This window comes from Bacillus sp. F56 (assembly GCF_001748205.1).
In the GTDB taxonomy this organism is placed as follows: domain Bacteria; phylum Bacillota; class Bacilli; order Bacillales; family Bacillaceae; genus Bacillus; species Bacillus stercoris.
In genome coordinates this window covers 212,183-226,092 of record NZ_BDFC01000007.1, presented here as the reverse complement: position 1 = coordinate 226,092, position 13,910 = coordinate 212,183, and the positions used below count along the sequence as shown (strand labels likewise).

The following is a 13,910-nucleotide window of genomic DNA, read 5'->3' as shown; positions in this document are numbered from 1 at the left end:
ACATGCAATGCGAAGTGAACAGGAAATGATGGACATGTTTTTAGACTTTGCTTTGAACGATGAGAGAATCCGATTGGTCACTTTAGAAGGGTCACGTACAAACAAACATATTCGCCCCGACAACTTCCAAGATTATGACATTTCTTATTTTGTAACTGATATAGAATCTTTTAAAGAAAATGATCAGTGGCTTGAAATCTTTGGGAAGCGTATTATGATGCAAAAACCCGAAGATATGGAGCTTTTCCCTCCCGAATTAGGTAATTGGTTTTCATACATTATTCTTTTTGAGGATGGCAACAAAGTAGATCTAACCCTTATTCCAATTCGTGAAGCAGAAGATTATTTTGCTAATAACGATGGTTTGGTTAAGGTCTTGCTCGATAAGGATACGTTCATCAGCTATGAAGTGACCCCAAATGACCGCCAATATTGGACGAAAAAACCGACTGCAAGGGAATTTGATGATTGCTGTAATGAGTTCTGGATGGTTTCGACTTACGTAGTCAAAGGATTAGCAAGAAATGAAATCCTTTTTGCCATTGATCATTTAAATGAAATCGTCCGTCCTAATCTATTGAGAATGATGGCTTGGCATATCGCATCCCAGCAAGGGTATTCATTTAGTATGGGGAAGAACTATAAGTTTATGAAACGTTACCTTTCAAATAAAGAATGGGAAGAACTCATGTCTACCTATTCTATGAGTGGGTATCAAGAAATGTGGAAGTCTTTATTTACTTGCTATGCATTATTTAGAAAGTATTCAAAAGCTGTATCAGAAAGTCTTGCATATAAGTATCCTGATTACGATGAAGGTATCACTAAGTATACGGAAGGTATTTATTGCTCAGTAAAGTGATAAGAATATAGATCGTCTTCATATGATGTTTGATTCTGGCTGATATGTAGAATTGCAGTATGATTATCATCAGTTCCTGTTTTTATTTCACTCATACTATACTTTCCATTAATAATGGATATATGCATTCACGAGCTTATCAGCATGTTAGTGTAAGCATGGAGTTTTTCAGTGATTCATTTACTAGGCAGCACGCTTGTAAAATTTTTGTTCTTTTTAACGAAATGGTGCATTATAATAAACCTATAGATATAGAAAAAACAAAAGAATAAAAAGGAGGATTTTTGTGTTTCAAACCTTAGAGCATTTTTTGAAATCTTGGGAGTTCGAAGCAGATGCTACACAGAAACTATTAAATAGTCTGACTGATGAATCACTTAAACAAGAAATAACTTCACAAAATTGGACTCTAGGCCGTATTGCTTGGCATACCGTTGCTGCCATTCGCATCATTACCTCAAACACAGACTTAACGTTCCAAGCCCCAGCTGAGGATTATCCTGTTCCAACTTCTGCTCAGTTTATTGCTGACAGCTATCATCAAGCCAGTAATGCATTTGTACAGGCATTAAAAACCCAATGGACTGACCATACACTTCAAGAAAATATCAACTTTATTGGACAACAAATGCCTAACGGTTCACTTTTGATGTTTTTGATTCAACATCAAAATCACCATCGAGGACAAATGACTGTTCTCATGAGACAAGCAGGTTTAACTGTTCCAGGTATTTATGGTCCAGCAAAAGAAGAATGGACAAAATTTGGTTTGGAAGCCCCGAAAATGTAATCAAACTTTTTATAAAAAAGTTACGCTATGACAACATATTAGAAGATGTTTTGATCATTCTCTTTTCAAAACATGTTCTTTTTTTGTGCGTTTATCAACGATATTTTCCAAACGCTTCAAATAACAATGACCTTCCGCACCAATGATGTAGGTATGATTTTTCATGCTGTCAAATCTTCTAGATACGCATAGCTCTATAGATTCCTCTAACAAAATCCATGTCTTTTTTTAACTGCCCGATATGATGTTGGAAGGCAGGTTATTACCGCGTCACCACCTAAATTCATACAATGAGTAAAGCCTCCCAGCGAGAAGCGAGGTCAACATAGTCATTACTTCGTTCGACAAATTCTGCAAATCGTAGACAACCTCCTGATTATTTGGATAATTAACTGGATAGGAGGGGGAAAGTTGTCATATTTCATTATACTTATCATCGTTCTATTAATCGGAGCATTGGTAACTGCAGCAGTCGGTATCATCTCTTCAAAAATGGAGGTAACCTCGCCGAAAACCACAATTGAATCTAAAGAGGAAGAACAGAAAAGTTTTTATACACTGAAATAAAGGAGAGAAAGAGCATCTCCTACGGGGGTGTTTTTAATAGAGGAGTTGGAAAAACTGAATCAGGCTAATTTACTTTTAAGATTCATCCTTGAAATCGCTGCACTAATCTCCATAGGGGTGTTTGCTTGGTTAAGCTTTAATGGTTATTTTAAATATGTTTTCACTTTGGTTTTACCTATTGCAGTTATGATTGTCTGGTCTGTATTTGCAGTACCTCATGATCCTAGTCGAAGTGGACAAACTGTAATACCTGTGAACGGGATAACAAGGTTAGTTATTGAATTATTGATCTTTGCAATGGCTGTTGCAGCGCTTTATTTTAGTCACTTAAAACCAGTGGGCATTATCTTTTTATGTCTTATCATACTGCACTACATCATTTCAGCTGAGCGTATCAAATGGCTTCTAAATCAATAGTCTTTCATTTCAGCACTCCTTATGAGAGTGCTTTTTCTTATTCGCTGTCGATTCAGTGGTTCCCAGATTAGATTATTGGCGGTTAATGGCTTGGACACAGTTGCAGTTTAGAACGCATTTTCCAATAAGGAAGGCGCTCATTTGAAATTCATCATTAAACAATTGTACAAAAGTAAAATTTGTATTTAAAATGTAGTAATAAATAGAAATTCTGCGTAGGAGGGTATCTTGTGGAAGAAAAGAAAAAAGCTTTAATCATTGTGGATGTACAAAAAGCCTTCGATGATAAAAAATGGGGGGAACGAAATAACGTAAAGGCGGAAGAAAACATTAGTAAAATACTGAAATTATGGAGAGAAAAAGGATGGACAGTCATATACATACAACACACTTCTGATAAACCTCATTCTTTATTCCATCCAGAGAATGAAGGGTTTGTTATAAAGGAAATAGTTAAGCCTATGGATGAAGAAGTCATTATAACCAAGAAAGTAAATAGCAGCTTTATTGGTACGAATTTAGAAGAATTCTTAAAATTAAATGGAATAACAACTGTAGTAATAACTGGTTTAACCACGCCTCACTGTGTATCAACAACCACAAGAATGAGTGGTAATTTGGGGTTTGATACATACCTGATTTCAGATGCAACAGCAGCCTTCGGAATGAGAGACCAAAATGGTACATATTATGATGCGGCGACTATTCATAATATATCTCTAGCTACATTGCATGATGAATTTGCCACAATAGTAACAACTGATCAATTAATAAATGATTTTATAAAAACTCACTGATGAAAACATTTAATAATAAAGCGGCAGGCGCCTTTCCAATAGGAAGGGCGCTGCACAAATAGCCTGCCCTTCGCCTTGATTGGCTCATTCATTAAGATATATGGGATGGCTAGGACAATTAAACCCCTTCTGTAGCAGAAGGGGAGGGGTACATTCAGTTACCTCATTTTAGATGTTTCAGCTGATGAAACAAAATAAAGCCTTACTGATTTAAGGATCAAACTCCTTTATGGATCGAAACGCTAGTGTATTATAATTCGAGATGTTTAATTAATTTAGCAGGATTGCCCCCAACCACAACATTATCTGGCACATTTTTAGCAACAACAGAACCAGCAGCAATAACCACATTGTTATCTATCGTAACTCCTGGATTCATGACTGAACTTCCTCCAATTCATAGGAGTGAAGGATTTTTAGGTTTTTATTTTTCTTTGATTTCTTTCCTAGCCGAAATAAAGCTCTGGAATGAAATCAATCAGTGTTTTACCGATGCAAAATATTTTCTTCAAGTGATTCATTTTCCTTCCAGATGTCTTTTAAAGTCCAATAAGTGAATTCCTCAACCCTTACAGCGCCTTTCTCAGAAAAAAGCTCAATGCCCAATCGATCTTTTTTCGGGTAAATGCGGCTAGTCATCGTTATTTCTCCGTGGTTTGCGAATACTTCGATCGAGGATCTGTCAACAAATACACGCAGTGTCAGCTTTCCATTTGCTTCTAGCGGCGCATGTCTCACACTGTCTCGCGGTTTCCCCATCTTAGAGCAATCGAGTGAGAGCTTATGATCAGTTATGCTGTATTTGATAGCCGTTTCTTCTTCTTCAAGGCCGCGAATTTTCAGCCCTACTGATTCGGCACTGCAATCTGTTAAGTCATACACAACTTGAATTTCAAGAAGCTCTTCGGCTGTTTTTGCCAGGTAATTCTCTGAAATCAACTGATTAGCACAGTCCAGATGTTTTGATTTTCGCAACAACTTAGTTTCTTCCACTGGATTCATCAAAATTTTATGATCATCCCGCAATGTTAATTCTCTCGGTAATGTCAAAGCACCGCACCATCCATCTGCTTTTGTTGGCATCTCGGACTCCCACATATCCATCCAGCCGATGGCAATTCTGCGTCCTTTATCATCTAATAACGTTTGTACAGCATAGAAGTCATGGCCGTGATCCAGCTCTGTAAAAGCACCGTACACAAATTTGTTTGTTTCACCATTATATTCTCCGATTAAATAGCCGGTTTGATGCAAATTATTATATAAATCACCGTCTGCCTCAATGCCCTGCGGAGATATCAGCAAGACATGTTTGCCGCCCAATTCGAAGAAGTCAGGACATTCCCACATATAGCCGAGATTTCCATCACTTTGGGCAAGAACACCTTTGTATTCCCAATCTCGCAAATTAGGCGAGCGGTATAAAATAACTCGTCCGACGTTTTCTTTCGTTGAATTTCCGACTACCATATACCAGCTGTTACGATCCTTCCATACTTTGGGGTCGCGGAAATGGCGGGAGCTGTCTGCCGGCGGCTTCGCAATGACAGGGTTTTCCTGAAGCTTTTCAAACACGATCCCGTCTTGACTGACAGCGATATTTTGATTTTGATAGAAAATGTCTTTCTCTTGATCTATCACATTATGCCCTGTATAAATTAAAGCAAGTTTTCCGTTATAATCTACTGCGCTTCCTGAGAAACAGCCGCTTTTATCAAAAGAGTCACCGGGAGCTAAAGCGACCGGGAGATGTTCCCAATGAATGAGATCCTTGCTTTTTACATGGCCCCAATGCATTTGTGCCCAATTCTCATCATACGGATGATGCTGATAAAAAACATGGTATTCTCCTTTATAGTGTATAAGACCGTTCGGGTCATTTATCCAGTTTGCCCGAGGCATAATATGATACCCTAATCGATAACGAGTGTTCATCTTTTCCTCCGCTTTTTTCAACGCTTCTTCTGCCTGTTTGATTCTATCCATTTGTGACATCCTCTCTATATCTGTTTTTTTGAAAAGGTGAAGCATATCCAATACCTTTCTTCGAATCTAATAAAGTGAAAATTGAAATAATTGTGAAGCACAAAGCCACAGTTCCCATGAAAAGATATGTGTGACGGAACCCTATACTATCGTATAAACCACCCGCAATCGGAGAGAAAATCGATGTACCTACTTGAGATGCAAATTGAAAGCCGACAAGGTAAAGAACGGATGAAAGACGTGTATCAAAATTCGCGGCTAAATATTTGAAAATCGCAATCAGCATGATTGGCAATTCTAAAGCATGAATTAGTTTCATCGATGAAATTCCGAACGGCCCGATGACAATTCCAGACCCAATAATACGGAAAGACATCAAAAACCCCGCGAGAATCAAGCTTTTTTTAGGGCCAAGTTTATTAACGATAAAGGGGGCCAGAAACAACATACCTGCCTCAATAAATACTTGAAATGAGTTTAAATATCCAAATATCTGATTCCCCATAGCCGATGTGGGAAATAAAGAAGCGTAGTAAATCGGGAATTGCTGATCATAGACGCCGTACACGCATGTCACCCCGATTACGTACAACATTAAAAACCAAAAGTCTTTTAATAGAAAGAGTCCTCCTACGTCTTTTAACCGGATCGAATCCGCTCTTTTCTTATCATAATCCGTCATCTCAATTTTTATGGACATAATAATGGCCACCAATATGACTGCTGAAAGGGAAGCAATCCAGAAATTGATATTCGGATTGATATTGAACAGCTGTCCTGCAAAAAAAGTTGCTACCGCCCAGCCGAGTGAACCCCACATCCTTGTCTTGCCGTATTCGAATTGATATTTTCGGCTGACCTTTTCAATATAGGTTTCAATAGCGCCAACTCCCGCAAGAAAAGCAGTTCCTAGATAAATACCGCCGACAATAGCGCCAAGGAAGACATCATATTGTAAAAGAGGTCCGTAGATAAAGATATAAAACGGGCCGGTAAAAACGATAAGTACACTAATGATAAATAATATGTTTTTCTTCAGCCCAAGTTTATCAGAGATAAAGCCGTACAAAGGCTGCATGCACAATGTAAAGATAGCGTTTACAGAAAAGATAATCCCAGTCGCCGACCCATTCAATTTGACTTCCTGTCCCAACCAAATCGCAAACAAAGAGTAGCTGGAAGACCATGTGAAAAAGAAAAAGAAGAGATAAGCACTCAGTTTCCAATACAGACTTTTTGAGCCTTTCATTTCTACAGCTCCTTTAACCCGACATTGATATCTATTTTATACCAGTCCCTGAACCGCTAAGGCCTTCCAAAATGTAGCGCTGAGCCACAATATAAATCAAGATCAATGGGATGGTGGAAATCGTCAATACAGCCATAACTTGATTTGTGTAGACAGGTTCTGTGCTGTTGATAGCAGTAATCGCAACTTGAATCGGAAATTTCGACTTATCCGTCAAAACCATTAGCGGCCAAATATAATCATTCCAGCTGCCGATAAAGGCTAAGGTTCCGACTGTGGCGACAGCTGGTTTAGACATCGGTATCATAATCCGCCAGAAGATTTGCCATGTATTTGCCCCGTCAAGCTTGGCCGATTCAATCATTTCCTCCGGTATTGCCATGAAAAAGTTTCGGAACAAATAAATATTGAATGCCCCCGCTAATGCCGGCAAAATAACAGCAAGACGTGTATCGACCAGACCGATTTTATGAATAATTGTAAACTGTGAGATTAAAATCGTTTCAAACGGTATAATTAAAAGCGCTAACAAAATGCCAAAGAGCAACTTTTTCCCTGTGAATTGCAGTTTGGCGAATGCAAACCCTGCCATTCCGTTAATTACAACAGATCCAGCTGCTACGCACAAACCATAAAAAAGACTGTTGCCAATATACATAAGCAAATCAAAACGAGTCAGCACTTCCCTATAGGACGAAAACCATTCTGCCAGATGAAAAGAGGGCAGAAATGCTTTGAAGCTGTTCATGTTGTTGTAAATTTCCGCTTCCGGCTTCATTGAGGATGCAATCATCCAAATGAGCGGAAAGATAAATAGAACTGCCAGCAGAACAAGACACGTATACTCCAGAATTGTCAAAGGCCCGAACTTACGTCTCATTGGTCTTCATCCTCCTTAACAAGCTTGCGTTGTGCGAGTGTCACCAATCCAATAATCGTTCCAAATAAGAGCGCGATTGAGCTTGCATATCCGACCATCCGATCGGTAAATCCAGTTTGATAAATATAATAGACAACCGTCATCGTTGAATTGACTGGTCCGCCCTGGGTCATGACCATGGGCTGAACAAGGAGTTTAAACGCGCTGATTAGCGTGGTGATAAAGATAAAAACAGATGTCGGTTTTAACAAAGGTAAAGTAATGTAAATAAAACGCTGCCATTTATTCATGCCATCTAATTGCGCCGCCTCGTAGACATCCTCGGGAATGTTTTGCAAACCAGCTAAAAAAATCAGCATCTGAAAACCTGCTCCCTGCCAAGCGGAAACGGCAACGATCGTAAAGATTGCTTGCTTAGGGCTCGTCAAGAAAGGCTGTGGTGATAGACCGAAGTGCGCCAATACATTATTGATCATTCCTTCATTTGGATTTAGCAAGTACATCCACAAAACGGAGATGACAACCAATGACATGACGACAGGACTAAAGTATGCGACTTTGAAAAAAGCGTTGGCTTTGCGCTTTTTATTCAATAGGAGGGCAAGCCCGAGCGCTGCCCCGATCTGTAGCGGTATCAAAAAGACTACAAATGTAACGGTGTTGCCCAAACTTTTTAAGAATATTGGGTCCTGAAAAAGTTTGATGAAATTATCAAAGCCGATAAACTGACGCAAATCAGGCGTCAACAAATAATAATCTGTAAATGCGTAGTACACAGCCATGATAGAAGGAATCACAAGAAACATGAATAAAATAAGCAGCGCCGGTCCTAAGAACATATATGCGACTGCGTTTTCCCGCCAGCGTATTTTATTCACTGTTTTTCTTTTTAATGGAAGGGCCTGTCCAGTCTCTTTCAATATTGTTTTATTCATGGCGTCCACCTGCTAGTTTGCCTTATCAATGGCAGATTGCATTTCTTTTACACGTGTATCCAGCACTTTTTGAATATCCTGATTTTGATCATAAAAGCTAATATCATCGATTGTTTGTTGAAATGCTCGAGTTACCTGCGGATATGCTGGGGTTACCGGACGAGCATGGCCTGTTTGTTTCAGCTGCTGCATAAAGACATTCATTTCATCAGAAAATTCTTTTGTCAGCACTTTCTCTGATGAATAACGTACAGGCAGAGCGGCGATTGATCGGCTCAATTCAATATTGGAATCCTTATTAGTCATCCAATCTACTAATTTTGCTGCCCATTCTTTATTTTCAGACGCTTGTGTCATGGCGAACTGCCAGCTTCCCGAAGGAGAGACAAGCTTTTTGGTTTTTGGTGATACAGGATATGGCATTACTCCATAATCGACGTTGGAAAAGTTTGTTTTCAGATCGGTTATTGTCCACACGCCGCTCATCTTCATCGGGTATTTCTCCGTTTCAAACGCTTGTTTGACAGGAGTGCGTGTTGTATAGCCCTCTTTAAGCATCGTTTGTATAAACGTCATCGCTTCAACGGTTGTTTTTTTGTTAAAGACACCATCCGCTTTCTTCCCATTTTCTGAAAGGATATCCCCGCCAGCTGACCAAACAAACGGTAAGAGAGCATAAGTCAACATTTCGTCTTTCGACTGTAATTGCATATCGATGGCTGGTTTATCATATTTATGTTTCAGCTTTTTGCAAAGCGCAAGAAATTCTTCCCATGTCCAAGGGTCTTTTACTGTTGGCAGCGTTTTCAAATCAACCCCGGCATCCTTAAGCATTTTTTTGTTATAGTAGATGCCAACCGACGATTCACTGACGCCGATGGCATACAGTTTACCTTGATAGGTGCCTTGCTGCTTAATGCTTGGCAATAAATCTTTCTGGTCTTTAACATACTCATCCAAAGGTGCAATAACGCCAGATTTTGCATAAGCCGCAGTGTTTGGTCCGTCCAAAGTGATGACATCAGGCAGGGTGTTCGTTGTTAATGCCGCATTCACTTTGTCTTCATAACCTCCACCGTTTCCGCTTCGAGGAATGAATTCAATTTTTGCCTCGATATTTTCTGAAGCGTACTTTTTATTAAAGGCATCCACCCTTTTTTTGTAAATCTTTCCTTCCTCGTTATCATCAGATACATGCACCCACATCGAAATCATTTTCTTTCCGCCGCTATTTGCACTTTCGCTTTTGTTACAGCCCCAGATGGCACACATAAGCAACAGAGACAAACTTCCTAACATCAATCTTTTCATATTCGTTACTTTCCCTCCTTTTGCACAAATTGTAAAAGCGCTTTCAAGAAGAATTGTATGTCAACCGGTTTCATGTGTCAACCGGTTGACATAAATTTATGTACAATTCAAAATATAAAGAACAATGTGGTGTATAGCCATTTGATTTATGGAAAATCCTTGCACATGTCAATCTGATTCTCTAAAATAAGTGCGTGACGAGTATTGTAAGCCATTTCAGTAAAGCAGGGGGAAAGGGAATGAAGCCTAGCATTCATGATGTTGCAAAAATAGCGGGAGTTTCATCTACAACGGTTTCAAGGGTATTAAATAATCGCGGCTATATTAGCGAAAAAACAAAAGATAAAGTTTACAAGGCGATGGAAGAAATCAATTACTTTCCAAATGATTTGGCCCGTTCTTTGTTCAGAAAACGCACCAATTTAATAGGGCTTATCATTCCAAACTCCAGCAATCCGTTTTTCGGCGAACTCGCCTTTTATATTGAAAGCATCTGCACTTCCATGGGCTATAAACTGCTGCTTTGCAACAGTTTAAATCGAATAGATAAAGAAGAAAAATATCTCGAAATGCTGATTAGAAATCAAGTGGATGGCGTCATCGCCGTCACTTACAACCGTGGAATACTCAATTATCACCAGCAAAATCTTCCGATTGTCGCGATCGACCATTACTTATCGGAAACAGTTCCTGTTGTCGGCTCAGACAACTTTGATGGAGGCAAAAAGGCAGCAGAACTGCTGATAGAAAAGGACTGTCAGCATATCGTTCATATCAATGGGCCGATTGAACTTGAAACGCCTGCAAATCTCAGGAGAAAAGCATATGAAGATGTAATGCGTGAGCACGGAAGACAGCCTATTACATATGAAGTGTCATTTCATGAAGACTACCAGAACATCATTTCAAAACTATTCGATGAACAGCCTGCAGTTGACGGCATTTTTGCCAGTGATGATATCATGGCTGCCGGAGTCATGACAGAAGCCAAAAAACGTGGAAAAGACGTTCCAGGTCAATTAAAAGTGATTGGTTATGACGGTACAGAAACCATTCAGGCTATTCTGCCGGAATTGACTACAATCCAACAGCCGATTGAATTAATTTCTAAAACAGCCATTGAGATTTTAGAAAAACAAATTGAAGGCGAATTTGATGATTTACCACTTGAAACGTATTTGCCCGTACAGCTTTTCGAAGGCGGGACGACGTAATGAACATGGCAGAAGAGTTCCAGGAGTTAAATGATCTCTTTTTATAGATGACCTTTTAACGCTTCTAATTGATTTGCTTGTTCTATATTTGATACACATAAAATTAGAAGTAAGAGAAATTGAGAAAGATCATTTGCAGAGGATCTATATCAAGAAGAAAACATACCAAATTGATTTTGGTATGTTTTTATTTATGTATTGAATCTCTTAAAAGCATCCATACATGCTCCCAATGCTGTGTGCGTGTAAGCTGCCCGAGACAAACATAGCATTACCAAGTTAGAGGAGTAAACCATGAGTTTGCTCCTCTTTTTATATGCTAACGATGATTCTTGTGAAGCGATATGGGGAAGATTAAAGACTAATCTGGAATTTTCATAAAAAATATTTTGACATTTCAATGTAAAAAACTTATATTCATATATGAGCATACATTCATATACTTATTTTGCATCACGTTAGAATGCTCAATAACAGATGCAACATCATAACTACATATGTATCAACAAACTTTCGTTAAGGAGGAGATTTTTATGGGTCATAATCATACCGAAGGAGCCAATAAAAAAGTTTTATTGTTCTCTTTTATCATCATTACAGGTTATATGATGATAGAAGCTATAGGCGGATTTTCAACAAATAGTCTGGCGCTTTTATCAGATGCAGGCCATATGCTGAGTGATTCAATCTCATTAATGGTTGCCCTGATTGCTTTTAGATTAGCTGAAAAGAAGGCAAGCCACAATAAGACATTCGGATATAAACGATTTGAGATTCTCGCTGCGGTGATAAACGGGGTTGCATTAATTCTTATTTCCCTTTACATCATTTATGAAGCAATCGAACGTTTCTCTCATCCACCGGAAGTTGCTACAACTGGCATGCTTACGATTAGTATTATCGGGTTAATTGTGAATGTATTGGTTGCATGGATTATGCTGAGAGGCGGAGACACAGAGGGTAACCTGAACATAAGAGGAGCTTATTTACATGTGTTAAGCGATATGCTCGGCTCTGTAGGCGCCATTTTAGCTGCCGTACTTATCATCTTCTTTGGGTGGGGCTGGGCAGACCCATTGGCGAGCGTCATTGTGGCTATTCTTGTTTTAAGAAGCGGTTACAATGTGACTAAAGATGCTATTCACGTATTAATGGAAGGAACACCAGAAAATATCGATGTCACTGACATTATTCATACAATTAAAGAGACAGAGGGAATTCAAGACATTCATGATTTACACATATGGTCTATCACAAGTGGATTAAATGCTCTTTCCTGCCACGCTGTTGTTGCCGATCAACTAACCATTTCAGAAAGTGAAAATATTTTACGCAAAATTGAACATAAGCTTGAGCATAAAGGCATTACGCATGTAACCATACAAATGGAAACCGAAGCGAATCATCACGATAATACGATCCTTTGTCAGGCCAAAATTGAGAAGCCTCTTGACCACCATCACCATTAAATTTTTTCTCTCATTATATAGTGAGGAGATCAATAGCATTTTGCAGATTTTGTCTACTGACAATATAAAATTGATGGAGGGCTTAATATGTACGACACTATCGTAATCGGGGCTGGTCAAGCAGGAATCTCAATAGGGTATTATCTTAAGCAGACCGGCCAAAGGTTTCTCATTTTGGATAAAAGCCATGAGGTTGGGGAGAGCTGGAAAGATCGGTATGACTCATTGGTTTTATTTACTTCTCGAATGTATAGCTCATTGCCTGGAATGCATCTTGAAGGAGAAAAGCATGGATTTCCTTCAAAAAATGAAATTGTTGCTTATCTAAAGAAATATGTTGAAAAATTTGAAATCCCAATCCAATTACGGACAGAAGTAATAAGTGTCCTAAAATCAAAGAATCATTTCTTAATAAAAACCAATAGAGAAGAATATCAAGCGAAGAATCTTGTCATTGCTACAGGTCCTTTTCATACCCCTCATATTCCATCAATATCAAAGGATTTAGCCAGTAATATTCATCAATTACACTCGTCACAATATAAGAATTCAAAACAATTGGTAGATGGAAATGTACTAGTAGTTGGTGGGGGGAATAGTGGTGCTCAGATAGCTGTTGAATTATCCAAAGAAAGAGTTACATATTTAGCTTGTAGTACTAAACCAGTTTATTTCCCTTTATTGATTGGAAAAAGAAGCATCTTTTGGTGGTTTGATAAATTAGGAGTTTTACATGCAAGTCATACATCAATATTAGGAAAATTCATTCAAAAGAAAGGCGATCCAATATTTGGGTTCGAATGTAAACATGCCATAAAACAGAGGGAGATCATCTTAAAAACAAGAGTCATAGGGGGAAAGGAAAATGAAATCGTTTTTAATGATGCATCTTCATTAGAAGTAAATAATATTATTTGGGCTACAGGTTTTAGGAATCCCCTTAGTTGGATAAAAATAAAAGGTGTTTTGAATAAAGAAAATCGAATCATACATCATAGAGGTGTTTCACCTATAGAGGGATTGTACTTTATTGGTTTGCCTTGGCAGCATAGGCGAGGTTCAGCATTGCTTCAAGGCGTTGGAAATGATGCTGAATACATTGTAAAACAAATGAACGGTGAATAAATTGAGTAGAGCAGTAACTCACAAGTTTACTGCTCTATTTTTTGTGTGAGTAAGTGTCGTTATGTTACGGTGTAAAGCCGCAAAGGTATCGCTGTTGTATCTCTTGCCATATTAATAAGAGGTACCCTGGCTCACTGATTGTGCAACCTTCTGCCGTACTTCCCGTGCTAAATGTGTAGCACGTAAGGTTGCCTCCCAAATAGTAGGATGAACTGAAGAATGACTGACTGATAATGCCCGTTGTAATACCCTTCCACTACATTAAAGGGCTCATTTAGTATATGTAAAAAGCGATTTTTTAAATCGCT

General features: G+C 38.7%; 13 protein-coding genes and 1 pseudogene. 8 read left to right on the top strand and 6 right to left on the bottom strand.

What is annotated here, in order from left to right:
• The first annotated feature begins 7 nt into the window (after window positions 1-7).
• The 5 genes from aadK (at window position 8) to BFW96_RS12365 (ending at window position 3,433) form a co-directional block, all read left to right on the top strand.
• Window positions 8-862, top strand: coding sequence for an aminoglycoside 6-adenylyltransferase AadK (aadK, locus tag BFW96_RS12380; RefSeq protein ID WP_069839566.1), 855 nt, complete (start codon window positions 8-10; stop codon window positions 860-862).
• Window positions 863-1,148: 286 nt separating this feature from the next.
• Window positions 1,149-1,652: a DinB family protein gene (locus tag BFW96_RS12375; RefSeq protein ID WP_014664731.1), complete on the top strand. Its 504-nt coding sequence runs from the start codon at window positions 1,149-1,151 to the stop codon at window positions 1,650-1,652.
• Window positions 1,653-2,063: 411 nt separating this feature from the next.
• On the top strand, window positions 2,064-2,219 hold the full coding sequence (locus BFW96_RS21725; protein ID WP_014664730.1) for a hypothetical protein: 156 nt from the start codon (window positions 2,064-2,066) through the stop codon (window positions 2,217-2,219).
• A 45-nt stretch (window positions 2,220-2,264) separates the two neighbouring features.
• Complete coding sequence (locus BFW96_RS12370) at window positions 2,265-2,636, top strand: YrdB family protein (protein WP_083252885.1); 372 nt, start codon at window positions 2,265-2,267, stop codon at window positions 2,634-2,636.
• Between the two features lie 230 nt (window positions 2,637-2,866).
• A complete protein-coding gene (locus tag BFW96_RS12365; protein WP_069839564.1) occupies window positions 2,867-3,433 on the top strand; it encodes a cysteine hydrolase family protein in 567 nt (188 codons plus the stop codon).
• Between the two features lie 250 nt (window positions 3,434-3,683).
• Here BFW96_RS12365 and BFW96_RS21150 read toward each other — a convergent pair.
• From BFW96_RS21150 to BFW96_RS12340, 6 genes and pseudogenes are all read right to left on the bottom strand, one after another.
• Window positions 3,684-3,809, bottom strand: a pseudogene (locus BFW96_RS21150) (acetyltransferase); the annotation flags it as partial.
• Window positions 3,810-3,919: 110 nt separating this feature from the next.
• Window positions 3,920-5,419, bottom strand: coding sequence for a glycoside hydrolase family 32 protein (locus BFW96_RS12360; protein ID WP_069839563.1), 1,500 nt, complete (start codon window positions 5,417-5,419; stop codon window positions 3,920-3,922).
• Window positions 5,412-6,668 carry an MFS transporter gene (locus BFW96_RS12355; protein WP_069839562.1) on the bottom strand — a complete coding sequence of 419 codons (1,257 nt, stop codon included), beginning with the start codon at window positions 6,666-6,668 and terminating at the stop codon, window positions 5,412-5,414. The genes BFW96_RS12360 and BFW96_RS12355 overlap by 8 nt, the downstream gene beginning before the upstream one ends.
• Window positions 6,669-6,699: 31 nt before the next feature.
• Window positions 6,700-7,548, bottom strand: a complete 849-nt coding sequence (locus BFW96_RS12350; protein WP_069839561.1) for a carbohydrate ABC transporter permease — start codon at window positions 7,546-7,548, stop codon at window positions 6,700-6,702.
• The gene (locus BFW96_RS12345; protein WP_069839560.1) at window positions 7,545-8,483 is read right to left on the bottom strand and encodes a carbohydrate ABC transporter permease; all 939 of its coding nucleotides are present in this window, start codon (window positions 8,481-8,483) and stop codon (window positions 7,545-7,547) included. Before BFW96_RS12345 ends, BFW96_RS12350 begins: the two co-directional genes overlap by 4 nt.
• 12 nt (window positions 8,484-8,495) lie before the next feature.
• Window positions 8,496-9,794, bottom strand: a complete 1,299-nt coding sequence (locus BFW96_RS12340) for an ABC transporter substrate-binding protein (protein WP_069839559.1) — start codon at window positions 9,792-9,794, stop codon at window positions 8,496-8,498.
• Window positions 9,795-10,033: 239 nt separating this feature from the next.
• On the opposite strand from BFW96_RS12340, the gene BFW96_RS12335 reads away from it, so the two are divergent.
• From BFW96_RS12335 to BFW96_RS12325, 3 genes are all read left to right on the top strand, one after another.
• Entirely contained in the window at window positions 10,034-11,008 is a 975-nt protein-coding gene (locus BFW96_RS12335; RefSeq protein WP_069839558.1) for a LacI family DNA-binding transcriptional regulator, read from the top strand.
• Window positions 11,009-11,541: 533 nt separating this feature from the next.
• Window positions 11,542-12,477 (top strand): cation diffusion facilitator family transporter, encoded by a 936-nt coding sequence (locus BFW96_RS12330; RefSeq protein ID WP_069839557.1) that lies wholly within the window; start codon window positions 11,542-11,544, stop codon window positions 12,475-12,477.
• An 87-nt stretch (window positions 12,478-12,564) separates the two neighbouring features.
• Entirely contained in the window at window positions 12,565-13,602 is a 1,038-nt protein-coding gene (locus BFW96_RS12325; protein ID WP_069839556.1) for a flavin-containing monooxygenase, read from the top strand.
• Window positions 13,603-13,910: the final 308 nt, after the last annotated feature.

What these genes read in the sequence shown, in the direction of transcription:
- BFW96_RS12345 (WP_069839560.1), bottom strand. Translation starts at nt 8,483, where the DNA reads ATGAATAAAACAATATTGAAAGAGACTGGACAGGCCCTTCCATTAAAA.
- BFW96_RS12335 (WP_069839558.1), top strand. Translation starts at nt 10,034, where the DNA reads ATGAAGCCTAGCATTCATGATGTTGCAAAAATAGCGGGAGTTTCATCT.
- BFW96_RS12340 (WP_069839559.1), bottom strand. Translation starts at nt 9,794, where the DNA reads ATGAAAAGATTGATGTTAGGAAGTTTGTCTCTGTTGCTTATGTGTGCC.
- BFW96_RS12360 (WP_069839563.1), bottom strand. Translation starts at nt 5,419, where the DNA reads ATGGATAGAATCAAACAGGCAGAAGAAGCGTTGAAAAAAGCGGAGGAA.
- BFW96_RS12350 (WP_069839561.1), bottom strand. Translation starts at nt 7,548, where the DNA reads ATGAGACGTAAGTTCGGGCCTTTGACAATTCTGGAGTATACGTGTCTT.
- aadK (WP_069839566.1), top strand. Translation starts at nt 8, where the DNA reads ATGCGAAGTGAACAGGAAATGATGGACATGTTTTTAGACTTTGCTTTG.
- BFW96_RS12325 (WP_069839556.1), top strand. Translation starts at nt 12,565, where the DNA reads ATGTACGACACTATCGTAATCGGGGCTGGTCAAGCAGGAATCTCAATA.
- BFW96_RS12330 (WP_069839557.1), top strand. Translation starts at nt 11,542, where the DNA reads ATGGGTCATAATCATACCGAAGGAGCCAATAAAAAAGTTTTATTGTTC.
- BFW96_RS12355 (WP_069839562.1), bottom strand. Translation starts at nt 6,668, where the DNA reads ATGAAAGGCTCAAAAAGTCTGTATTGGAAACTGAGTGCTTATCTCTTC.